This is a genomic window from Prevotella sp. P6B1 (genome assembly GCF_000702825.1).
Lineage (GTDB): Bacteria > Bacteroidota > Bacteroidia > Bacteroidales > Bacteroidaceae > Prevotella.
Genome location: NZ_JNKF01000015.1, coordinates 108,235 through 131,545 on the forward strand (window position 1 = coordinate 108,235; position 23,311 = coordinate 131,545).

Genomic DNA, 23,311 nt, shown 5'->3' on the forward strand with positions numbered 1-23,311 from the left:
TTATTGTCCTACTGCCACTTTTGCGTGGCGGATTACTTTGTCGTTCAATTTGTATCCTTCCTGCAGGCAGTCGATAACCTTACCTTTCTTGTCGTCGCCCATGCCGGGAACCATTGCTACCGCCTCGTGCAGGTCGGTATCAAAGTCGGCATCCTTGGTTTCAATCTTGCTAACGCCCTGGCTCTCGAGGGCTTTTACAAACTTGTTGTAAATCAGTTCCATACCTTCGCGCAGTACCTGTGGGTCGTCGGTCTTGGTGCCGTTGGCAATGGCACGCTCCATATCGTCGAGTATAGGGAGAATGGCTGAGATGGCCTTCTCGCCACCGTTCAGAATCAGCTCGGCACGCTCTTTCAGGGTGCGCTTGCGGTAATTCTCAAATTCGGCAGCCTTGTAGAGCAACTGTGTCTTCAGTTCCTCTATTTCCTGCTGGGCTTTTGCCAGTGGATCCTGCTCTTCTGTTTCTTCTTCCTGAGCGGCCTCTTCGGTCTTTTCTGCCTCTGCGCTCTCAGTATTCTCTGCGTTCTCTGTGTTCATCTCTTCGAGGTTCTCCTCGTTTTCGATGTTGATATCTTTTTCTGTCATAATAGCGATTTTTAAAGTTCTGCTGATAGTTTAGCAAAATCCGTGCCAATTTAGACGTACATCTTCTCCTTCTGCGCCTTGATGGTCTCATCATAGATGTAATCATCGTAGCTTGTCAGCTTGTCGATAGTACCCTTTGGCGTCAGTTCGATGATACGATCGGCCACGGTGTTGATGAACTCATGGTCGTGCGATGCAAACAGAATGTTACCCTTAAAGTTGATCAGGTTGTTGTTGAAGGCCTGAATACTTTCCAGATCCAAGTGGTTGGTAGGCGTGTCGAGGATCAGACAGTTGGCATTCTTCAACTGCATGCGGGCTATCATACAACGCATTTTCTCTCCTCCCGAGAGTACGTTCACATGTTTCAGGACGTCCTCTTCCTTGAACAGCATACGACCCAGGAACGACTTCATGGTAACCTCGTTACCTGGTCCCCATTGTGAGAGCCAGTCAACCAGATTCATCTCACTCTGGAAGAACTCGGTATTGTCGAGTGGCAGATAGGCGGTGGTGATGGTAACACCCCACTTGTAGGTACCTGCCTGAGCTTCACGATTGCCGTTGATAATCTCGAACAGGGCTGTCATAGCCTTTGGATTGTGGCTCAGGAAAACGGTCTTCTGTCCCTTTTCGATGGTGAAGCTGACGTTGTCAAACAATACGGTACCGTCGCTGTCAACAGCCTTCAGTCCTTCTACCTCCAGAATCTGTGTGCCAGGCTCGCGTTCCATCTGGAAGATGATGCCTGGGTATTTACGTGTTGATGGAGTAATCTCTTCTACATTCAGCTTTTCCAGCATCTTCTTACGAGATGTGGTCTGCTTTGACTTGGCTACGTTGGCTGAGAATCGGCGGATAAACTCCTCCAGCTGCTTCTTCTTCTCCTCAGCCTTCATCTTCTGGTTCTGAGCCTGGCGCAGAGCCAACTGCGAACTCTCGTACCAGAACGAGTAGTTACCTGAGAACAGGGTTACCTTGCCAAAGTCGATATCGACGGTCTGGGTCGATACGGCATCCAGGAAGTGACGGTCGTGCGAAACAACTAATACGCATTGCTCCAAATTGCTTAAATATTCCTCCAACCACTGAACGGTGTCCAGATCAAGGTCGTTGGTAGGCTCGTCGAGCAACAGGTTGTCGGGGTGTCCGAACAGGGCTTTAGCCAGCATAACGCGTACTTTCTCGTTGTTTGATATCTCGCTCATCTGCTTGTAGTGCTGACTCTCTGCTACTCCCAGATTCTGTAATAGCTGTGCAGCCTCGCTTTCGGCCTCCCAGCCGTTCATCTCGGCAAATGCCATCTCTAATTCTGCAGCTCTTACGCCGTCTTCTTCGCTCATTTCGGGTTTTGCATACAGAGCCTCACGCTCTTTCATGTTCTCCCAAAGTGGCTGATGTCCCATCAGCACAGTGTTCATCACCGAAAATTCATCATACTTGAAGTGGTCCTGCTCCAGCACGCTCAGGCGCTCGCCTGGCTGCATCTCGATGGTTCCTTTATTGGCTTCAAGCTCGCCGCTGATGGCGCGCAGCAGAGTTGATTTACCAGCACCGTTGGCACCGATAATACCATAAATGTTACCACTTGTAAACTTTAAGTTTACATCCTTGTAGAGGACCTTCTTTCCAAACTGGATTGCCAGATTTGTAACTGTAATCATCTTAACTTCTTAACTTATATATTATTTTGGGCTGCAAAGGTACGAAAAATAATTGATATTACCAAATTTTCTACAACATTCCCTTTGTAGAGGGTAACTCATAGTGGTAGATATCTCGACGTACAGCCATTTTCAGCGCTCTTGCCAGGGCTTTGAAGATGCCTTCAATCTTGTGATGCTCATTCTGACCTTCGGCTTTGATGTTCAGGTTCATCTTCGAGGCATCGCTCAGGCTCTTAAAGAAGTGCAGGAACATCTCGGTGGGCATTTCGCCTATTTTCTCACGATGGAACTCGGCGTCCCAAACCAGCCAGGGGCGTCCGCCGAAATCCAGACAGGCTGAGCACAGGCAATCGTCCATAGGTAGGCAATAGCCATAGCGCTCGATGCCTCGCTTGTCGCCCAGAGCCTGTAGAATACATTCGCCCAGGGCAATAGCCGTGTCTTCTATGGTGTGATGCTCGTCAACCTCCAGATCGCCTTTGGTGTGGATGGTCAGGTCTATCATTCCGTGCTTACCGATCTGTTCCAGCATATGGTCGAAGAATCCTAAGCCAGTACTGATGTCGCATTTTCCCGATCCGTCGAGGTTTACTTTTACCCAGATGTCGGTCTCTTTCGTGGTGCGCTTCACTTCGGCTGTGCGCTCGCCGGCAAACAGCAGTTCGGCTATCTTGTTCCAAGTGATACCCTCGTCGCTCAGAATCAGCGATTTGCAACCGATATTCTTGGCGAACTGTCGGTCGGTTTCGCGATCGCCAATTACGTACGAGTTGGCGATGTCGTAGTCGGGATTGTTAATATATTTTTCTACCAATCCGATGCTTGGCTTACGGGTTGGTGCGTTGTCTTCGGGGAAGTGAGGGTCGATCAGAATCTCGTCGAAGGTAATGCCTTCGCCCTCAAGTGTTTGCAGAATGAAGTTATGTACGGGCCAGAATGTGTCTTCGGGGAAACTCTCTGTTCCTAAGCCATCCTGATTACTAACCATCACAAACTCAAAGTCCAGTTTCTCGCGGATAAAGGCCAGGTTGCGGAATACGCCTTTTACGAATTTTAGTTTTTCAAAGCTGTCAATCTGCTCGTCGGCAGGTTCCTCAATCAGCGTTCCGTCGCGGTCGATAAATAAAATCTTTTTCATATTGTTTTCTTGTTGAATTCTTCTTTCTCTTTGTCCTGCATGTATATCGATATCTTAACCAGATACATGGGCAGTACCATGGTGAGCCATACGTATGCCTGGATAAAACCAGCTATTGCAAATACTGCGATGCTTAGCCATTTTACGCTGTCGGGCATCCCCGATGGATCGCCGTATAGCATGCCTATCTGCGATTGCCAGTTGGCTGTTATCAGTATGACTGTGGGCAGGGTGGTTAGTAATGCCAGTAGTGCTACGATGATGAGGCTCACAAAGGCTACTAATAATAGCTTGCCTATGTGTGCCATCCATGCGCCGTAGCGCAGGGCTACGGGGGGGAGCATCTGCAACTTCTTAAGGCGCCATTTGGCTGCGGCCAGCCAGGTGCCTACAGCTACTATGGCCAGTATCGAAGCGGGTAAGAGTAGGGTGGGTGATATCAGTACAGGCAGAGCCTGAGCCACAGCCGCGAGGAGTGCAAAGCCGATGGCCAGCCACCAGGTGGCACGGAAAATTTTCCGGAAGTTGGCGCTGTACAACTGGTAGCCCTCGCGAATGCAAGCCTGACTGCTACGCACCTTCATTTCTATCTCTTTTTTCTCTGTTTCCATTGCTAATTCTATTTTTTCGAGTGCAAAGATAGTAATTTTTAAGCATGGATTAAACGGAATTCACAGATTTTTTTTATCTTTGCACCAAATTTTTAATAATGAAGTTATTAAGATGGGGTTTCATAGGCTGTGGCGAAGTGACCGAGAAGAAGAGCGGTCCCGCATTCAGCGAGGTTGAAGGTTCGAGTGTGGTGGCTGTGATGAGTCGCACCGAGAAACATGCGCGTACTTATGCTGTTCAGCATGGAATCGCCAAGTGGTATACCGATGCTCAGGAAATGATTGATGATCCTGATGTGAATGCCATTTATGTGGCTACACCGCCTTCAAGTCATGCTACCTACGCTATTATGGCTATGAAGGCAGGTAAACCCGTTTACGTAGAAAAACCTTTGGCTGCCAGTTATGAGGATTGCGCCCGTATCAATCGTATTAGCGAACAAACGGGTGTGCCTTGCTTTGTTGCCTACTATCGTCGCTATCTGCCTTATTTCCAGAAAGTAAAGGATATTGTGAATAGTGGTCAGATTGGCAAGATCATCAATGTGCAGATACGTTATACAGAACCGCCTCGTCAGGCCGACCTTGATGCTATCGCCAATCATGAGCCCTTGCCTTGGCGCTTGCAGCCCGAGATTGCGGGTGGTGGTTATTTCTATGATATGGCCCCCCATCAGCTCGACATACTTCAGGACCTGTTCGGGGTTATCCTTGAGGCGCGAGGTATTTGCAGTAATCGTGGCGGATTATACAAGGCTGAGGATTCTGTGAGCGCCTGTTTCCAGTTTGAGAATGGCTTGCCGGGTAGTGGGTCGTGGTGCTATGTGGCCCATGAGTCGGCTCGCGAAGACTGTATTGAGATTATTGGCACCGAAGGACAGGTAAGTTTCTCGGTGTTCGATTATACGCCTATTCGCCTACAGACTACTCAGGGTGAAGAGCGTATCACAGTACCTAACCCGCCCTATGTGCAATATCCTATCATTAAGAATGTGATAGAGCATCTGCAGGGCTTGGGGGTATGTGAGTGTACTAGCGTGTCGGCCACACCTGTTAATTGGGTGATGGATCGTATCTTGGGCAAATTCTGATTATTCATTGTGTATGAAGTTTGTGTTGTTGGTGTTGTCGTGGATAATGGTTGGGCTGAGTGCTATTGCTGCTGAGCCCGATACGTTGGCTACTGATACACTCGACAATGATAATCGGATGGGTTTGATTCGTCGTACCGTGCGTGGGTTTGACCGTCTGAATGATGAGTATATCGAACCGCAGCACTATGAGTTTACGGTGATGGGTCAGATTACTCGTACCTATGAGAGCTTCGTGTTGGGCAGCAACGGACAGGAGATAACGCTGGCTCCCGATGGGCGCACTAAGATCGGGCCGTACTTCGGTTGGCGCTGGTTCTTCTTAGGCTATACTTTCGATATCCACAATTTGGGGTTTAGTCAGAGTGGCTTACGCAAGGAGTTCGATCTGAGTATCTATTCGTCGCAGGTGGGTATCGATATTTTCTATCGTCGTACAGGTAACGACTATAAGATCCGGGACGTGCGACTGGGTTATGGTATTAATGGCGATTTGTTTGAAGGCATACCTTTCGATGGTGTCAATGTGGGCATCACAGGTGCCAGCGCCTATTATATCTTTAACCACGGTAGGTTCTCTTATCCAGCAGCCTTCAGTCAGAGCACTTGTCAGAAGATTAGTTGCGGTTCGTGGATGGCTGGCATCGGCTTTACCAGGAATAGCCTGGATATGGATTACGATAAGCTGGTTTCTACCCTCAGGTCGCGAATGGAACGGGCGCAAGAACTTCGGGTTGATAGTGGTATGATGTTCAGCGGTATCAAATATAGCGATTTTATGATATCGGGTGGCTATGCCTATAACTGGGTGTTTGCCAAGAACTGGTTGTTCTGTGCCAGCGGACAGTTGGCTGTATGTTATAAGTCGAGCTATGGCAAGGTGGCTGATGAGAAAACTGGGTTCAGTATGGAGAAAGTGAATCTTGATGGAATAGGCCGCTTTGGTGTTGTATATAACAATACTCGCTGGTATGCCGGCTGTAGTGCCATCCTGCGGTCAAATAACTATCGCACATCACGCTTTACAGCCAATAACATCTTTGGCTCATTTAATGCCTATATAGGCTATAACTTTATGTTGAAAAAGAAATATCGTAAGGCATGAAACGATTTCTATATATAATAATAGGTATAAGCGTTTGCCTGGTATCGCATGCTGCGGGTCTGAGCCGTGTAAAAGCTCTGCCTCAGGATAGTGTTACCATCTGCCGACTTCTGGCTGAGGCGAAAAAGCAGCCGGCGTCGACCTGTCTGCCGCTGTTCTTTGCCAAGAAGTTCCTGGGCGTGCCCTATGTTGCTTTTACCCTTGAGGGTGATAAGCATGAGCGACTGGTGATAAATACCCGCCAGCTGGACTGTACCACGCTTGTTGAGACTGTTACCGCTCTGACTCTTTGTGCCCAGCATAAGGATTACTCATGGTTCGCTTACCAGCATGCGCTCATTGATCTGCGTTATCGTGGTGGTGTTATCAAGGAGTATCCCAGCAGGTTGCATTATTTTACCGAGTGGATCACGGATAATACCCGTGCCGGTGTGGTTAGCGAGATTCAAGCGCCTAATCCGCCGTTTACGGCAGTACAGCATGTCAATGTCAATTATATGAGTACCCATCCCCAGAGCTATCAGGCGTTACGTGAGCATCCTGATTTCGTGAGTGCTATCAGTAAGATGGAGCGTAGGGTGTCGGGTGCAAAATACCGATTCATCCCCAAGAAATCCGTGGGCAATGATAAGTTGCTCCGCCGGGTGATTAAGGATGGTGATATCATAGCGATTACTTGTAATAAGGCGGGCCTGGATATTGCTCATCTGGGGTTTGCCTTGTGGCGTAAGGATGGGTTGCATCTGCTCAACGCATCGCAACTGCATCACAAAGTGGTGATTGAGCCTATGACGCTCTACCAGTATCTGCAGAAGCATCCCTCGCATACAGGAATCAGAATTATACGAATTATTAAGTAACTTAAAAAAATAACTTAACCAAAGGTGAAAATTATGGAATTACCCGATTTTATGAGTTATGCGAACAAGTTTTCGCAGTCGGAATTTGCAGAGAAGATTGCACGTATCGCAAAGCGTGCAGGTGCTAAACTGGTTTATGCTGCTCTGATCCTCTATTACACGTTGCAGAGCGACAAGGTGAGCAAGGCCGATAAGGCTATCATCATTGGTGCATTGGGCTATATGATCAGTCCGCTTGATGTGATTCCCGATGCCATTCCCATCGCAGGCTTGACCGACGATCTGGCAGTACTGCTTTATGTGCTGAAGAAAGTGTGGACTGGTATCGATCCCGAGATTGTGGAGCAGGCCAAGAGCAAGCTGTCGCGTTGGTTCGACGAGGAAGAGATTGCTGAGATAGGCGATATTTTCGGTCCCGAAGAATAAGATCTGTAGAAAATGAAAAAACCTCCCGAATTGGGAGGTTTTTCGTGAGGTGCCTGGCGGATTCGAACCGCCGTAGACGGTTTTGCAGACCGTTGACTAAGCCACTCATCCAAGGCACCATGATTGGTATGGCCAGCGCGCTTTCTTAAACGCGGGTGCAAAGGTAGTGAGTTTTTTTGAGACCACCAAATTTTTTAGCTACTTTTTCGCGCAGCACGTGCTTTTTTTCTGTTTTTTGCACTCCTTGGCGTGTTCTTTCAGCTCTTTCAGTTGGCATCCGTCGCATCCTTCGCATGGATTCTTGGTTTTCTGAAAGTGTTGGTACCCCCACCAGCCAGCGTAGCATATTGCTCCAATCAGAATTATAGTTACTGCAATAGTCTGCATAGGTAGCCTTCGGGATTAAAGTTTTGTGAGCTTGCGTAACAGTACCTTATTGATGACCTGGAAGCGGTGACCTTGACGCTCGATGTCCTCGCGTACATTGTTTATATTATTAAAAAAGTCGCTGAAAGCATTCAGTAGTGGGTTGGGTTGGCCGGCGTCCTCGGTGGCGTCGGGGTTGATGAGAATCTTAATGCCTTGATGCTCAATGTGTACATCGATGTCCTTGCCGGTCATAATGGGGTCGCCATCGTAGTGTATTGCACCTGGCGCTTTACGGGTGATATGCAGCGTTTTGGTGCGGAACGTCTTGATTTTTGAATTGTTGTGCATGGTCTTCATAAACAGGTCGGCAGCTATCTGTGGTGCATCGAGTGCTGTAAACGGTTCCATCACAATCACGTCCATCTCGCCATCCTTCATGGTGGCGCCTGGCGCAATATAGGCGTTATTGCCGTATTGCGAGGCGTTGGCGCAGGCAATCAGGAATGCCTTATATTTCTTGGCGCCGGTATCGTCGCTCACTTCATAGGTTTCAGGCTTGTATTTCAGTCCTTCCTTCAGTACATTCTCCACGTAGGTGATAGGTCCGCGTTTGCCTGCTTCGGCAAACTTCAGCGAGATAAAGGCATCGAATCCCATGCCGCAGGTGCAGAAGAAAGGCATACCGTTGATGACGCCATAGTCGAATTTATCAACCTTACAGCTATTGATGACGCCAATAGCCTTTTTTAAGTCCATGGGCAGGCACAGGTGCCTTGCCAGTCCGTTTCCGCTGCCGCAGGGGATGATGGCGAGTGCTGTATCTGTGTGTACCAGCGAGCGTGCCACCTCGTTGACGGTGCCGTCGCCACCCACAGCCACAACGATATCAACACCCTCTTCGGCTTTATGTTTAGCTATTTCTGCAGCATGGCCGCGATATTCAGTAAAGCAAATTTCTATGTCGAACAGCTCCTTGTCAAGTATCTGTTCTATCATGGCGGGAATCTCTTCTTTGGAGTGGGTTCCCGATTTTGGGTTCAGGATAAATGTAATTTTCTTCTTTTTCGTCATAAGCGTGTGCAAATTTACGAATTTTGAGTGAAAAAAGAGGGCAAAATGGAGCAAAAAGTAGTAAAATCAATTATTTATTGATAAAAATTTGCACGAATTGCCGAAAAATGTGTATCTTTGCACCCTGAAATTTAAAATTAGTAGAACATTACCTATATCGGAATGGGACAGTTACAAGAAAGATTCAAGCATTATCGTGAGCCACAGAAGTTTATGGAGGCTGACGTATATCCTTATTTCCGCGAGATTGAAGGAAAGCAGGGAACGGAAGTTGAGATGGGTGGCCACAAGGTGCTGATGTTTGGCTCTAATGCCTATACAGGTCTTACTGGCGACCAGCGTATTATTGATGCAGCTAAGGCTGCTCTTGACAAGTACGGTTCAGGTTGTGCCGGTAGCCGATTCCTGAATGGAACGCTCGACCTGCACGTTAAACTCGAAAAGGAAATCTCAAAGTTTATTGGTAAGGACGATTGTCTTTGCCTCTCTACTGGTTTCTCTGTAAACCAGGGTGTTATACCTGCATTGCTGAGCAAGGACGACTACGTGATCTGCGATGATCGCGACCACGCCTCTATCGTTGATGGCCGTCGTCTGGCTTTCGCCCGTCAGTTGCACTACAAACACAACGATATGGCCGATCTGGAGCGTGTGCTGCAGAAGCTGCCACAGGAGGCTGTTAAGCTCATCGTTGTTGATGGTGTATTCTCTATGGAGGGCGATCTGGCTAATCTGCCAGCCATCGTCGAGCTCAAGCACAAGTATAACTGCTCTATCATGGTAGACGAGGCTCACGGCATCGGCGTGTTTGGTAAGCAGGGACGTGGCGTTTGCGACCACTTCGGACTCACCGATGAGGTCGACCTCATCATGGGTACCTTCTCTAAGTCGCTGGCCTCTATTGGTGGTTTCATCGCTTCCGACTGGGATACCATCAACTATCTGCGCCACACTTGTCGCACTTACATCTTCTCAGCATCTAACACTCCAGCTGCTACAGCTGCAGCTCTCGAGGCTCTGCACATCATTCAGCAGGAGCCAGAGCGCATCCAGGCTCTGTGGGATGTTACCAACTACGCTCTGAAGCGTTTCCGCGAGGAGGGCTTCGAGATTGGTGAGACTGAGAGTCCTATTATACCTCTTTACGTGCGCGATGTAGATAAGACATTCCTGGTAACCGCATTGGCATTCAAGGCTGGTGTGTTTATCAATCCTGTTATTCCTCCAGCTTGTGCCCCTCAGGACACACTGGTTCGCTACGCGCTCATGGCTACTCACACCAAGGAGCAGGTTGACCGCTCAGTAGTAGCTCTGAAGAAGATTTTCGTAGAGCAGGGTATAATCAAGTAATTGATACTCGGGAAATCTTGGCGATGCCAAGCGGCAAAGCCGAGCTGACAAATAATAATTAGCCTCCCAAATCGGGAGGCTTTTTTTGTGCGGTGGAGGTCTTGAGATGTTTATTTGTTAAAATATGCAAACAAATACCACTTTTAGGCATTAATCTTCTTTTGTTTCGAAAAATCTTCGTACCTTTGCACCCGCAAAAACGAGGTGTAGCGCAGTTGGTAGCGTTCCTGGTTTGGGACCAGGCTGTCGCAGGTTCGAGTCCTGTCACCTCGACCAAGCAAGAAAGGCCCGCTGATTCAAGATGATTCAGCGGGATTCTTTATCAAATTTAAGACTGAAAATGTTTGATTATAGATATTTTTTGTGTAAAATACGCTAATTCACGCATTTTGAACAGTTTTTAACAGAAAATAGACATAAGTTTCAGCTACTTTTTATATATTTGCAGCAGAAACAGATTTTTATGGTTAAGGTTTATGGTTGATTAATTTAGTTTTTTAAGTAATTTTTGAGAAAGAGGTTCGTTGTGAAACGCGCCTCTTTTGATTTTATATATATCTATGCTTTGAAAAATACCCGTTTTTTGGTATTGCACACTTTTTTTTATTGGCGTAACTTTGCATACGGAATAAAAAATGTATTTGGATGCAAAGATTTTTGTTGATGATAATAGCAGTAGTGATACTGCAAGTTGCTAAGGCTCAGGGATTTCTGAAAGGAATAGTAATAGATAAGGATACCCATGAGGCGATAGTTGGAGCTACGATTTCGGATGAGACCAAACATAAACCCTTGACAGTTACTGATGCTGAGGGGCGTTTTGTGATACCTAAAAGGGGGGATGCGCAACACTCTACGCAACATCTCAAGATTACCTATATTGGATATAAACCGCTGGTGGTAACAGCTGTTGCCAACGGCCGATACCTGTTGGAAGCCGAGGTGAGCAAACTGGGCGAGGTGGTAGTAACGGCACAGGAGAGTCGCGGTCTGACCAGTTCCTCGCGTATAGAAAAGCATGCTATGGAACACTTGCAGCCATCGAGTTTTGCCGATTTGCTGGAGCTGTTGCCTGGAGGTAGCAGCAAGGACCCCGTGCTGAGCGCTAACAATCATATCCGCCTGCGTGAGGCCAGTCCGCAGGGGTCTAACTATGCCACCTCGTCGCTGGGTACCAGTTTTCTGGTGGATGGCGCACGTATATCAACCAATGCCAACATGCAGCAGGTGAGTGGTGCCTGGGAGAGTGCTGCCACCAATCGGGAGAACACCAATGCGGGCGTGGATATGCGTACCCTGTCGACCGACGACATCGAGAGTGTAGAGATAGTACGAGGCATACCCTCGGTAGAATATGGCGATCTGACCAGCGGTCTGGTGAAGATTGAGCGCCGGCGTGGTGGGCACGACCTTCAGGCACGATTGAAATCGGATATGGGGTCGAAACTGTTCTATCTGGCTAAAGCCTTTGAGTGGACCAATCGTACCACGTTGAACCTGAGTGCCGATTATCTGGACTCGAAAGCCGACCCTCGTAATGCGTTGAATAACTACAGTCGCGTGACTCTCTCGGCACGTATGGGCCATACCTGGCAACGCCCCCGTCACGACCTGTTGCTGACCACCAATCTGGACTACACAGGTTCGTTCGACGGCGAGAAACAAGACCCCGACCTGAACAAAGGGGCTGTTGATATCTATAAGTCGGACTACAATCGTGTAGCCACTTCGGCCAAACTCGAACTCAAGATGCATCGCCCCGTGTGGCTGAAAAGTGCCGAGCTGATGGCAGCCGCCTCGTACGAGCACAACACGATAGAACGTACCAAAACGGTAAGTCTGCAGAGTATGACTGGAGCCGTTCTGAATTCCGACGAGGGCGAGTACGATGCTCTGATACTGCCATATACCTATGTGGCCTCACAGGAGGTAGATGGACAGCCACTCAACTTGTTTGTGAAGTTGAATGCCCGTCTGCAGATTCCCAGTCGTAAGTTGGCAAACACCCTTCTGATAGGTGCCGATTGGAATATGGATAAGAACTACGGACGCGGGCAGGTGTTCGACCCTGAGCGCCCCGTTTATCCTACAGCACAGATACGTATGCGCAGTCTGAGCGAGAAACCAGCCAACCACACCTTGTCGGTATATGCCGAGGAGAAGGCTACGCTGCCCTTGGGCAGTTGTCAGCTGGAGCTGATGGCAGGTGTGCGTGCGCTACAGATGCTGAACCTGCCTGCCGACTATGCGATGCATGGACATTGGTATCTGGACCCACGTGCCAATATCGGGTTCACGTTTCCGCGTTTCGTCCTGTTTGGTCAGCCCTCGTTTGTGCGCCTCTCTGGCGGTATCGGACAGCATACCAAGATGCCAACCATCGACCAGCTGTTTCCCGATCCTGCCTATATCGACCTGCTGCAGCTGAAGTACTACAACGTTGACCCTTTGAAAAGTCGCATCAACCAGGTGACGTATATCATTCCTGGTACCAACGCTGAGCTGGCGGCTGCACGTAACCTGAAGTGGGAGCTGACTGGCAATCTGAATATAGGTGGCAATCGCCTGACGATGACCTATTTCAAAGAGAATATGACATCAGGCTTCCGTAGCGAGACCAACTTTGATGCCTATGCCTATAAGAAATACGATGCGAGTGGGGTAGATGCCTCGACGCTGACGGCGCCGCCAGCACTCGACGAGATGCCCTATGAACAGCTGACAGAACTTGGTGCCTACACGCACTATGCCAACGGCAGTCAGACCAAGAAGGAGGGTGTAGAACTCACGTTTGCCTCGAAGCGTATGCCACGACTCTACACCCGTCTCACCATCACAGGCGCCTGGTTCCGTACCACCTATCGCAACTCGCAGCTCATCATGGAGCGCCCGAGTGTAGTGGTGGGCAACAGCCGTCTGCAGTATGTAGGCCTGTATAAAGATCAGGAAGGCGTGGTCAACGAGATGGCCAACACTAACTTTATGCTCGATACCGATGTGCCCAAACTGCGATTGGGCTTCTCTGTTTCGGCCCAATGCCAATGGTACACCTCGACGCAGCGCGATGCCATCAGCAGCGAGCCCGATGCCTATATGGATCCGCAAGGCCAGATTCACGAGTGGACGGCGGCATGTGCACAGGATGCCTATCTGAAGTGGCTGGTACGTACATCGACCAACTATACCAAGAGTACCGTGCCGTTTGCGATGAATCTGAACCTGAAGATTACCAAGAAACTGCTGAACGACCGTCTGAGGCTGGCTCTGTTCTGCAACAGAATCTGGGACTATTCGCCCAGCTACGAGAGCTACGGCAAGACCATCCGCCGACATACCAAACCCTATTTCGGACTTGAAATGAACGTGAAGATATGAAGAAACTGTTTACTATCCTTACCTGCTGTATGGCTCTGGCCTTGGCAGCCTGTCATCAGGACAACGACGACTATATGACGCTGGCTACTATCCAACTGGATGGTGGCGAGGGCGTGACCATAGAGCGTGTGCAGGCGATGACCCACATCACCAATCTGAATACGAAACACGTGGTGAGTACTGCCGACTTTACTGGCGCTCAGGTGCAGATAGAACTGCTGCGTGGTGCCTATCAGGTGAGCATCGAGGGCGTATTGAGCTATACCGACCTGACGGGCAAGAACCGTATCCGTTCGTTTCGTGCCGTGAGCGACTACGTAGAGCTGGTGGGAACGGCAACCAGCAAGACTACTATCAACATTATATTCCTGGATTAAACATGAAGAGAACGTTCTATACCATACTGGCGCTGTTGTGGCCGTTGCTGTGGGCAGAGGCTGCTACTGCCGATTCTGCCTATGTTGAGCGCCACTCGTTGTGGCGACAGACCTATAGCGAGGCGTTGCAGAACCCCGCGCTGATGACGCATGCCTATCAGCAGCCCTTTACAGAGCTGACCTTGCGATGCGACTATCGTCACCAGAGCGAGGCGTTTCAGGTGGAGCAGGGTTCGGGATACGTGAAACCAGAACTGGCTGCCCAGTCGTATATCCGTCTCACGCCGTCATCGGTAGTGTGGGGCGAGGCATCGTATGGCAACGGCATGCAGTATGAGCTATTATATAATAATGTGGCCGATTTCGATCTGCTCTATCCCAACGTGATTGCCGACAGCCTGGGTGGCGATACCCATTGCGAACGCTATTTCTTTGCCGGTGGCTATGCTGTCGAGAAGGGCAACTGGCTGTTGGGTGGCGAACTGAATTTCCGTGCCGAGCAGGACTACCGCACCTCCGACCCACGTATGCGTAGCATCGTATCCGACCTGACGCTGAAGGCTGGTGCAGCCCGCCGGTCAGGCCGTTATCATCTGGGTGTGGTGCTCGAGGGCAACATCTACCGCCAGACTGCCGATGTTGACTTCTATGGCGAACAGAACGGCATGGGCGAACTGCAGATGACGGGTCTGGGCACCAGCTATACCCGTTTCTCAGGTTCTAACCGCGACATCTTCTACGAGGGGAAGGGTGGGGCTGTAGCCTTCGATCTGCAGCCCCATACAGCAGGTGGCTGGGTGGTTCATCTCTCGCATGCATTACACCAGTACGAGCGCTTGTTGGACGAGTATAACTCGTTGCCGCTGACCACGCTTTATCGCCAGCAGAACCGCCTGACGTTGGGCTGGCGGCAGCAGTCAGGCACCAGCGAGAAAGCCTTGTTGCTGCATGCCGATTACGACAAGCGTGCCAGCGATGAGCATGTGGCAGGCACATCGTCAGGTCAGGAGTATCCCATACTCACCCGGCTCACCATGTATCGTCAGCATCGCTGGGATGTGGGTGCTACCGCCCTCTATGGCTATCGCGCCTGGCACGTGCAGCTGCGTGCCGGCTATCTGAACCATCGTGAGCAGTATGCCTATGTGGAACGCGAGATGGCATACAGCCGTGTGTATGGCGAGCTGACGGCCCAATGGCTGAAAAGCGTCAACGAGTCGTTGCGCCTGAATATCTATGCTAAAGGTGGTTATGCCGCCAATGTAGATAGCAGGATCGTGATGCCTTACGCCAATATGTCGGCCAGCATCAAGTCGTATATCAACCATAACTACCAGTATCAGAAGGCCAGCTACACTCAAGCCGAGGGTGGCGTTCGTGCCGACTATCAGCCTGCCTCATGGTCTGTGGGCTTGTATGGTCAGCTGGCTACCGCCTGGCAGTTCTGTAGCGCAGGCGAGCAGGAGGCCAATCTGCATGTATCGATAGGAATCAGTTTTTAATAATTAATTAAATAGGTAAGAAATGAAAAAGAATGTGTTTTTGAGCATGATGCTCATGGCTGCAAGTACGGTATTCGTGGCTTGTAGCAGCGACGACGCGCCTTACGTGGTAGAGAATGGTACGGTAACCATCGAGATGCCCATCAACGTCGGTAATGTGGTACTGAACAGCTTTGAGGGTACAGCCACCAATGTGCAGAGTGGCGAGGTTACCAAGCTGTCTGCGCCTGTGAAGAGCGGCGAAAACTACGTTATCACCCTCCCCAGTCTGACAGAGGGTAAGTACAACCTCGCTGCTAAAGGTAACATCTCGTTTGTGAAGGACGGAGTGACTGGTACTACCGATTTCGAGGTGTCGTCAAGTGATGTTGCTTTGAATGAGTTATCTACATCAGCCAAATTGGTCGTAAACTCGTTTAAGGCCGAGGGTGGTTTCGTGCTCTCTGAAATCTGCACCACAGGTACATTGTATCCCACCGGCAAGAATTACAACTACGATGCCTACTTTGTGATTACCAACAACAGCGACGTGGTGCTCTATGCCGATAGCGTAGCCCTCATCGAGTCGGAGTACCAGAGTGGTAGCACAGGCAATCATCCTTGGGATCCCGACGTACGTCCATACGCCATCCCAGCAGGTGCTGTATTCATGATTCCTGGTAGCGGTAAGGATCATCCTGTAAAGCCAGGTGAGAGCATCGTGATTGCCAATAATGCGATGGACCATCGTACTGTTAACGAGAACTCGTACGACCTGACAGGTGCTGATTTCGAGGTATATCTCGACAATGGTGGCAACAGCATGGATACCGACTACGATGTGCCTAACCTGGAGTATATCTGGTGTTACACCAATACCATCTGGTTGCCTTCTGTACAGCAGAACCGCAGCTATGCCATCGCCCGCATGAAGGAGAACAAGGAGTCCTTCCTGGCTAACCACAGCGTAACACCTACCTATACATCTGAGCTCTCTGGCAAGCTGATGTCGAGCGAGCAGGTACAGATTCCTAACGAGTGGGTGCTCGATGCTGTAAACCTGGGTACCGAGGATGATTTCGGCTGGTTCGTGATTTCTGAGACCTTGGATGCCGGTTGGGTAGCAGGTCGTGCCAACTCAAAGGATACCACTCAGCGTGGAACCTCTATCAAGCGTAAGAAGGACTCTACAGGCAAGTATATCGACACCAACAATTCTACAAACGATATGGAGGCTCGTCAGGTGCCTTCTATGAAAAAGTAATGACCGATGAATAAAGTATATTCTCTTTTCGCTCTGGCGCTGCTGTCGGTATCGGCAGTAGCCCAGAGTCTGCCACAGGACCCTACTATCCGTAAGGGTAAGCTGAAGAACGGCATGACCTACTATATCCGCCACAACGCCAAGGAGGCAGGTCTGGCCGACTTCTATATAGCCCAGCGTGTAGGTTCTATTCAGGAGGAGCCCCGCCAGCGCGGTCTGGCTCACTTCCTCGAGCACATGGCCTTCAACGGTACCAAGAACTTCCCCGGCAAGGGTAAGAAGTTAGGTATCGTGCCCTGGTGCGAGACCATCGGCGTAAAGTTCGGTGCCAATCTGAATGCCTACACCTCTATTGATCAGACGGTATATCACATCGGTTCTGCCCCCCTGAAGCGCGAGGGTATCATCGACTCTTGTCTGCTGGTGCTCCACGACTGGAGCCACTACCTGTTGTTAGAGGATGCCGAGATCGACAAGGAGCGTGGCGTTATCCACGAGGAGTGGCGCACACGTCGTGCCGGTATGGCTGTACAGCGCCTGATGGAGCAGGCTATGCCGAAGATCTATAAAGGCACCAAGTACGAGGACTGCATGCCTATCGGTTCGATGGATATCGTTGACAACTTCCCTTATCAGGACCTGCGCGACTACTATCAGAAGTGGTATCGCCCCGACCTGCAGGCCATCATCGTGGTGGGCGATATCGATGTGAACAAGATGGAGAAGAAAATCAAGAAGATTTTCTCGCCTATCCCCATGCCCAAGAAGGCTGCCGAGCGTATCTACTATCCTGTGAACGACAACGAGAAGATGATTGTTGACATCGAGAAGGATAAGGAGCAGCCCATCGCCCTCTGTCATATCTACCAGAAGCGCGAGGCTACACCCGATAGCGAGAAGAACAGCGAGAAATACCTGCGCGATGACTATATCGACGGACTGATCAGCAGCATGCTGAACGACCGTCTGGTAGAGTTGCGCCAACTGCCAGTCCCCCCATTCCAGAGTGCCACGGGACGTGCTTCTACTTTCTTCCTGAGTCGCACCAAGGATGCCTTCTCGCTCAGCATCAGCTGTAAGCAGGACAACATCTTAGGTGGTATCATCAGTGCCGTAGGTGTGGCAGAGCGTGCCCGTCAGCATGGCTTCACCCAGAGCGAGCTGGAGCGTGCCAAGAAGCTGCGCCTGAATGCTGCCGAGCGCCGTGCCAAGATGCAGGGCGACTACCGCAACTCGCACTACGTGAACGTATGTGTGGATAACTTCCTGGAGGGCGAGCCCATGCTCAGCGCCGACTTTAAGCTGGCAAACACCCAGAAGCTGGACCGCGAGGTGACGCTGGCCGAGGTGAATGCAGCCGTGAAGGAGCTCATTACCGATAAGAACCAGGTAGTAGTGATGTACGCCCCCGATAAGGAAGGGTTTGAGATCCCGTCGGAGCAGCAGATTGAGCAGGTGATCCTGGCAGCCCAGCAGCAGGCTTATGCGCCTTATGCAGAGCAGCAGCTGGCCAGCTCGCTGATGAGCAGTATGCCAAAGGCTGGCACCATCGTGAGCGAGAAGCCCTATCGCCACGGCTTTACCGAGCTCACCCTGAGCAACGGCATGAAGGTTTATACCAAGAAGACCGACTACGAGGCCGATGCCGTTTCGATGCGTATGTATGGCGAAGGTGGCACCTCGCTCTATGGCGATGCGGATATCCCCAACTTCTCGATGATTACCAGTGGTGCTACCGAGGGTGGTGTAGGCCAGTTTGATGCCGTTACCCTGCGCAAGATGCTTGCAGGCAAGAGTGTACGCGTGAGCCCATCGGTAGGCAGCAAGGGCCAGAGCATCAACGGTAGTGCCTCGCTGAAGGATATGGAGACCATGTTCCAGCTCTCGTATCTCTACTTCACCCAGCCACGCCGCGATGAGGCTGCTTTCGCCAGTCTGATCAATCGTCAACGGGCGTTCCTGGCAAACCGTAATGCCTCGCCAAAGGTGGACTACAACGACTCTATCCGTGCCGTGCTCTATGGCCATCATCCCCGTGTGGCTCCCGTGGTACAGCAGACGCTCGACAAGATCAGCTACGACCGCATCCTCGATATCTACAAGGAGCGATTCAGCGATGCCGCCAACTTCAAGACGGTGATTATCGGCAACTTCGACGAGCAGCAGCTGCGCCAGTATCTCTGTCAGTACCTGGCCTCGCTGCCTGCTACTGGCAAGCACGAGCATACCAACCAGGCCAACGTGCCACAGATAGTGGATGGGCAGCAGGTGGTGAAGTTCACCAAGAAGATGGCAACGCCATTGGCTAATGTGAGCATCTACCTGACGGCCGATGTGGATTTCAGTCCCAAGAGCGACCTTGAGCTCGACTTCCTGAAGCGTTGCCTCTCTATAGCCTATACCGACTCGGTTCGTGAGGAGAAGGGCGGTACCTATGGCGTGAGTATTGATTTCGAGTTGGATAAGGACGACCATCCTAATGCTACCTTGAAGATTGCCTATAATGCTGATCCCAGTCGCTATGGCGAGCTGAATCCTATCATCTACCAGCAGCTGCAGCATATTGCCGACCGCGGTCCTGCCGCCACCTCGCTGAAGAAGGTGAAGGAGTATCTCACCAAGCAGTATGCCCAGATGGCTATCACCAACGACTACTGGAGCTACATCATCTGGCACGAGCTGGACGATGATGCCGACTTCGACCGCGACTACTGCAAGCTGGTGAACGCGGTAACCGCAGCCGACGTACAGCGTATGGCGCAGAAGATTCTGGCTGCTAAGCGCTGCATAGAGGTGACCATGCTGTCGGAGTGATAATCCTCATAATAAACAAAAAAAATCCCCTGCCGGCTTTAAACACCTGCAGGGGATTCTTGTTTCCTGATTATTTGCTACCCATAGTGAACGTCAGGTTGTTTACATAGGGATAGGTCCGTGGCCCATGCAACTGGTGGCTCCCAGTGCCGTCAGGATGGCTGTTGCGATTGATGCAATCAGCTGCACGATAAACTTGATACTTTCTTTCTTACTCATAACATTTAACATTTACTTTGAACTTTGAACTTTAAGCTTTGAACTTTCTTTAAAGCGCTGGGGCTTTCGCCCCTAAGCGCTAATCTTCCGTGCTTCCGTCGGGGTTGGGCTCGCCGCCGCCAGCGCCGGTGTTGCCGCCTTGGTTGCCGTTCTGGTTGCCGCCAGCGCCGGTGTTGCCGCCGTTCTGGTTCTCCTGCTCGGGGTCTTCCACATCGTTGGTGTCGGCGCTGGTTACGCGCTTCACGATGTTGCCGTCCTTGTCGTAGCAGGTGATGGCAATCTTGGTGGCCTGCAGCTCGTCCTTAACCTCCTTGGATGGGGTGAAGATGACGCGACGTGCGGAGATGAGCGAGGTCTTAACCTCGTCAACGCTCTGCACACTCTTGGAGCGCACGCCGAATCGCATAGAGCCCAGACCGGGCAGGGGCACGTTGTGGCCTTCGGTGGCCCAGGTGCGGATCACCTCGCCTGCTGCGTCCCAAGCGGCCTTGATCACACCCTCGCTGATGCCCGAGCGCTTGGCGGCCTCTTCGATGACTTTGCTGGCGTCGAGGGTGTTGTACAGGTGGGCAGAGAGCACGAATGCCAGCTTCTCCACGTTCTTTTCGAACGATACGTTCTGTTGCTTTGCTTTGATCTGAATCATAATGTCAACCCCCTCCTGAACCTCCCGAGGGAGGGACTGCAAAACGGGGCTTGGGCAGTCTGGGTTAGATACTCTTTTTTTCTCGTTTTTGCTGCCTCGGGAGTCTGCACGTGTTGTTCCCGGGAGTGTGCACGTGCTGGCTCGGGGAGTCTGCAAATGTAGGCGCTCGCGCCTGATTTTCAAATCCAATGCAAAGTTACGACATCGGCGGAGCGCGTTGGTGGACATTGGTGGACATCGGCAAAACTTTTTTAAAATGATTGCATTTCATCTGGCACATCTATACAATAGTCGTCTACCACATACCTGACGGCTCGTGGCGGAAGCGTTTGGGCTCGTGGCGAAACGCCCATCTTTTCAAGCACATCTCTGCGCGAGTTCAGGTATCGGCGAAACGTGTTGGCGCTTACGCCAGCCAGCCGTGCCAGTTCCGATTTATACATGGCTTTCATACGGTAGTCTTCATGAGGTAATAGTCGCTGAAGTCCTTGCACCCCTTGGGCAGCTGGTGGTGTACCAGCGAGGGCAGCGCCTGCTTGAGCTGCAGGTAGAGGCGCTCGCCGGGCTCGTCGCTGTCGGGATACATAGCCCATTGGACATTGAGCATTGAACATTGGGCATCGATGGCCGCCAGTTGTTCGATGTCCTTCTGTGTGAGCAGCGTGGCCGATGGGATGGCGATGGCCTTGTGGCCCGCGGAGAGCATGGCCCAGCAGTCGGAGGCGCCCTCGGTGATGAATAGGCGCTCGCCGGGTTTGAGCAGCTGGATCACGGGCAGGTTGTAGATGCCGCACTCGGCGCCCTGGGGAAACCGGAACCGGGGTAGGGCGCCACGCACCAGGTTGCGGTTCTGCACGCCCACCAGCTGGCCCTCTATATTATAATAAGGTATCTGCAGCCAGGGCGTGCCCTGCCGGTCGGTCCACGAGGTGAGGCGGCACCAGCGCACCACGCGGGGGTCGAGCCTGCGCTCATGGAACAGGAACCGGCGTGCCGGCTCGTTGAGCCAGGGGTGCTCAAAGAATCGCTCGTAGCGGGTGGCATCGAAGGGCTGAGGCTCCTTGTTGGCTGTGGCAGGCTGCCACTCCTCAAGAATGATGTTGTGCTCATCGGCCAACCATCGGCATGCAGCCTTGAAGTCGAGATTCAGATGGCGCATCACCAGATCGATGGGACCTATCGATTGCGTCATACACACAAAGCAGCGGCAGGTGTTGGTTTTAACGCGATACGACATACTGGGGTGGCTGTCGGCATGAAACGGGCACAGGCTCTTGTGGTGCTTCACGCTGAGTCCGAGTCGCTCAGCGACCGCCTCAATGGGCAGGTCGCGGAGCTTCTGTAGTTCGGTCTTATTCATTTTCATATTTTTACTTTTTTCAGATACTCTTCGGTCTTGGTGTAAAGGCCCGTTTGGGCGCAGTATTCGATGAACTTGCGATGCAGCCACTTGCGCAGCTGATTGCTGGTACCCTCGATGGGCTTGTTCATGCTTGTGCGTAGGGCTTCCAGCTGGGCCTTGTTAAACTGGCTGGGCAGGTCGTCGAGCATGTTTTTAGGTCCGCGACGCTCACCGGCGCTTGTGCCTTCTTCTCCATTGTTAAGCATGTCGGCAAATATCTGCATCTTGCTCCAAAGGTCGTGATACACCAGCCACTCTACCAGGTCGCCCATCGCTTTAGTCCACGTCTGGTTGTTCAGTATCCATAGCACGCACCCCGCCTTCCAGGCCGATATCAGCGAGCGGTGCGACAGTTCGAACAGCAGATCGTCGTCGGTCAGGTCGGCCAGCGTGGCCATATCCTGCGCCAATCGGTCGATGAGCTTGTTGAGCGGGCGGATCATGTATCGCCCTTTGCTGGCATCGAGGCGCTCCAGATACTCATCCAACTCCAGGTAGAACTCATCGGGATATGTACCTTGACGGGGGATGCGACCGCTACGCTCACCACGGGGTTTGAACGAGAACACCATTCGACCGAAGGTGCCGTTAAACAGCTCGTACTTGTAGAAACGTCGAGTGGCGCCTAAGGTGCTTGAGAAGGTGAGGTTGGCGCGCAGGATTGGATTACCTGTTACGCCATCGGCTGTGGCACGCAAGGCACCGGCACGGCCGCGATCGTAAACGTTGCGCAGCAGCTGCGACAGTTTTTTATGACTGCCACACAGCTGGTCGGCCATCTCAACCTCGGGCATATTAAAGTACTGCGTGCGCCCGCCCTGAGCCTCGAGTGCTATCGCGTTTTTAAGAAAGGCAGGCTTGGTCGTGTCGGATGGTGGAAACCAGTAGGCCAGCTGGGGTTCCTCAGGTTTATCCTTGTTAGCCCCCTTGGCGTTTTTTTGCTTCTGCCATGCCAGAAATTTCTTTTCCTCTTCCTTATCGTGATTGCTGAAATCACGACAGATGGCTTCGGCAAGTGTTGAAAACTGCCCCTTGTTACCGCTACTTTTGCCCACCAGATTGGCCATCATGCCGCAGGGTTCCTTCCAACTGTTGTCGGGGTACATAAACTCGGTGCCGCTGATGTGTGCGCCAAGTACGGGGAAGAACATCGGAACCAGGGGTTCGTACATGTCTTGTGATGCCTGCGAGAGCAGGAGTTTGATGCATTCTGTGCCGCGGCCAAGGTTTGGCATCGCCGGCGCTGAGTTTGATGAAATGTCGTATCTCATTGATAATCTGCTTTTTAGAGAATTAATAATATTGATGATGTAGCCCTTGTGTTCCAGTTCCAGTTGTTCCAATTAGATTTTTGGTAGTACCAATTATCCTTATTTACTTATATAACTATTTATATATCAATTAGTTACAAGTGATTAAAAGGGATATTTGCTCCGCGAAATAAAACTGGAACATTTGGA

The 23,311-nt window shown here is 51.0% G+C and carries 21 protein-coding genes and 2 tRNA genes; 11 read left to right on the top strand and 12 right to left on the bottom strand.

The genetic code is table 11. The features are described from left to right. The 4 genes from T495_RS0112695 to T495_RS0112710 all read right to left on the bottom strand — a co-directional run bounded on the left by T495_RS0112695 (position 1) and on the right by T495_RS0112710 (position 4,001). Entirely contained in the window at positions 1–585 is a 585-nt protein-coding gene (locus T495_RS0112695; RefSeq protein ID WP_028904435.1) for a nucleotide exchange factor GrpE, read from the bottom strand. A gap of 50 nt (positions 586–635) precedes the next feature. Beyond that, on the bottom strand, positions 636–2,249 hold the full coding sequence (locus T495_RS0112700) for an ABC-F family ATP-binding cassette domain-containing protein (RefSeq protein WP_028904436.1): 1,614 nt from the start codon (positions 2,247–2,249) through the stop codon (positions 636–638). Between the two features lie 70 nt (positions 2,250–2,319). Then, positions 2,320–3,390, bottom strand: a complete 1,071-nt coding sequence (gene hisB, locus T495_RS0112705) for a bifunctional histidinol-phosphatase/imidazoleglycerol-phosphate dehydratase HisB (protein ID WP_028904437.1) — start codon at positions 3,388–3,390, stop codon at positions 2,320–2,322. Continuing rightward, the gene (locus T495_RS0112710) at positions 3,387–4,001 is read right to left on the bottom strand and encodes a hypothetical protein (RefSeq protein WP_033148961.1); all 615 of its coding nucleotides are present in this window, start codon (positions 3,999–4,001) and stop codon (positions 3,387–3,389) included. Before T495_RS0112710 ends, hisB begins: the two co-directional genes overlap by 4 nt. A 98-nt stretch (positions 4,002–4,099) precedes the next feature. Here T495_RS0112710 and T495_RS0112715 point away from each other — a divergent pair, with 98 nt between their 5' ends. From T495_RS0112715 to T495_RS0112730, 4 genes are read left to right on the top strand one after another with little or no spacing between them, the layout of a single operon-like run. Continuing rightward, a complete protein-coding gene (locus T495_RS0112715; protein ID WP_028904439.1) occupies positions 4,100–5,092 on the top strand; it encodes a Gfo/Idh/MocA family protein in 993 nt (330 codons plus the stop codon). A 13-nt stretch (positions 5,093–5,105) separates the two neighbouring features. Beyond that, positions 5,106–6,197, top strand: a complete 1,092-nt coding sequence (locus T495_RS0112720) for a DUF4421 domain-containing protein (RefSeq protein ID WP_231495108.1) — start codon at positions 5,106–5,108, stop codon at positions 6,195–6,197. Then, positions 6,194–7,057, top strand: a complete 864-nt coding sequence (locus tag T495_RS0112725) for an N-acetylmuramoyl-L-alanine amidase-like domain-containing protein (RefSeq protein WP_028904441.1) — start codon at positions 6,194–6,196, stop codon at positions 7,055–7,057. The genes T495_RS0112720 and T495_RS0112725 overlap by 4 nt, the downstream gene beginning before the upstream one ends. Positions 7,058–7,090: 33 nt before the next feature. Further along, positions 7,091–7,483, top strand: coding sequence for a YkvA family protein (locus T495_RS0112730; protein ID WP_028904442.1), 393 nt, complete (start codon positions 7,091–7,093; stop codon positions 7,481–7,483). A gap of 47 nt (positions 7,484–7,530) precedes the next feature. On the opposite strand, the gene T495_RS0112735 is transcribed toward T495_RS0112730, so the two are convergent. The 3 genes from T495_RS0112735 to T495_RS0112745 all read right to left on the bottom strand — a co-directional run bounded on the left by T495_RS0112735 (position 7,531) and on the right by T495_RS0112745 (position 8,923). Further along, a tRNA-Cys gene (locus tag T495_RS0112735) sits at positions 7,531–7,602 on the bottom strand. Positions 7,603–7,628: 26 nt separating this feature from the next. Continuing rightward, positions 7,629–7,829, bottom strand: a complete 201-nt coding sequence (locus T495_RS0112740) for a hypothetical protein (protein ID WP_155993664.1) — start codon at positions 7,827–7,829, stop codon at positions 7,629–7,631. Between the two features lie 56 nt (positions 7,830–7,885). Continuing rightward, the gene (locus tag T495_RS0112745; RefSeq protein WP_033148963.1) at positions 7,886–8,923 is read right to left on the bottom strand and encodes a diacylglycerol kinase family protein; all 1,038 of its coding nucleotides are present in this window, start codon (positions 8,921–8,923) and stop codon (positions 7,886–7,888) included. 162 nt (positions 8,924–9,085) lie between these two features. On the opposite strand from T495_RS0112745, the gene T495_RS0112750 reads away from it, so the two are divergent. The 7 genes from T495_RS0112750 to T495_RS0112780 all read left to right on the top strand — a co-directional run bounded on the left by T495_RS0112750 (position 9,086) and on the right by T495_RS0112780 (position 19,584). Next, on the top strand, positions 9,086–10,273 hold the full coding sequence (locus T495_RS0112750; protein ID WP_033148964.1) for an aminotransferase class I/II-fold pyridoxal phosphate-dependent enzyme: 1,188 nt from the start codon (positions 9,086–9,088) through the stop codon (positions 10,271–10,273). A 200-nt stretch (positions 10,274–10,473) separates the two neighbouring features. Beyond that, positions 10,474–10,549, top strand: a tRNA-Pro gene (locus T495_RS0112755). A 387-nt stretch (positions 10,550–10,936) separates the two neighbouring features. Further along, positions 10,937–13,648, top strand: a complete 2,712-nt coding sequence (locus tag T495_RS0112760) for a TonB-dependent receptor plug domain-containing protein (protein ID WP_231495109.1) — start codon at positions 10,937–10,939, stop codon at positions 13,646–13,648. After that, a complete protein-coding gene (locus tag T495_RS0112765; RefSeq protein WP_051652053.1) occupies positions 13,645–14,025 on the top strand; it encodes a hypothetical protein in 381 nt (126 codons plus the stop codon). Before T495_RS0112760 ends, T495_RS0112765 begins: the two co-directional genes overlap by 4 nt. A 2-nt stretch (positions 14,026–14,027) precedes the next feature. Next, on the top strand, positions 14,028–15,527 hold the full coding sequence (locus T495_RS0112770; protein WP_033148965.1) for a DUF6850 family outer membrane beta-barrel protein: 1,500 nt from the start codon (positions 14,028–14,030) through the stop codon (positions 15,525–15,527). Positions 15,528–15,549: 22 nt separating this feature from the next. Further along, entirely contained in the window at positions 15,550–16,770 is a 1,221-nt protein-coding gene (locus tag T495_RS0112775; RefSeq protein ID WP_033148966.1) for a DUF4876 domain-containing protein, read from the top strand. Positions 16,771–16,776: 6 nt separating this feature from the next. Further along, entirely contained in the window at positions 16,777–19,584 is a 2,808-nt protein-coding gene (locus tag T495_RS0112780) for a pitrilysin family protein (protein ID WP_033148967.1), read from the top strand. A 102-nt stretch (positions 19,585–19,686) separates the two neighbouring features. On the opposite strand, the gene T495_RS15955 is transcribed toward T495_RS0112780, so the two are convergent. From T495_RS15955 to T495_RS0112795, 5 genes are all read right to left on the bottom strand, one after another. Further along, positions 19,687–19,803, bottom strand: a complete 117-nt coding sequence (locus T495_RS15955; RefSeq protein ID WP_155950154.1) for a smalltalk protein — start codon at positions 19,801–19,803, stop codon at positions 19,687–19,689. A 79-nt stretch (positions 19,804–19,882) separates the two neighbouring features. Further along, positions 19,883–20,491, bottom strand: a complete 609-nt coding sequence (locus tag T495_RS0112785; protein WP_231495110.1) for an HU family DNA-binding protein — start codon at positions 20,489–20,491, stop codon at positions 19,883–19,885. 209 nt (positions 20,492–20,700) lie between these two features. Then, positions 20,701–20,892: a hypothetical protein gene (locus T495_RS15960; protein WP_155993667.1), complete on the bottom strand. Its 192-nt coding sequence runs from the start codon at positions 20,890–20,892 to the stop codon at positions 20,701–20,703. A 5-nt stretch (positions 20,893–20,897) separates the two neighbouring features. Then, positions 20,898–21,815, bottom strand: coding sequence for a CHC2 zinc finger domain-containing protein (locus T495_RS0112790; RefSeq protein ID WP_081832125.1), 918 nt, complete (start codon positions 21,813–21,815; stop codon positions 20,898–20,900). Further along, the gene (locus tag T495_RS0112795) at positions 21,812–23,122 is read right to left on the bottom strand and encodes a hypothetical protein (protein ID WP_155993670.1); all 1,311 of its coding nucleotides are present in this window, start codon (positions 23,120–23,122) and stop codon (positions 21,812–21,814) included. Before T495_RS0112795 ends, T495_RS0112790 begins: the two co-directional genes overlap by 4 nt. Between the last annotated feature and the right edge of the window lie 189 nt (positions 23,123–23,311).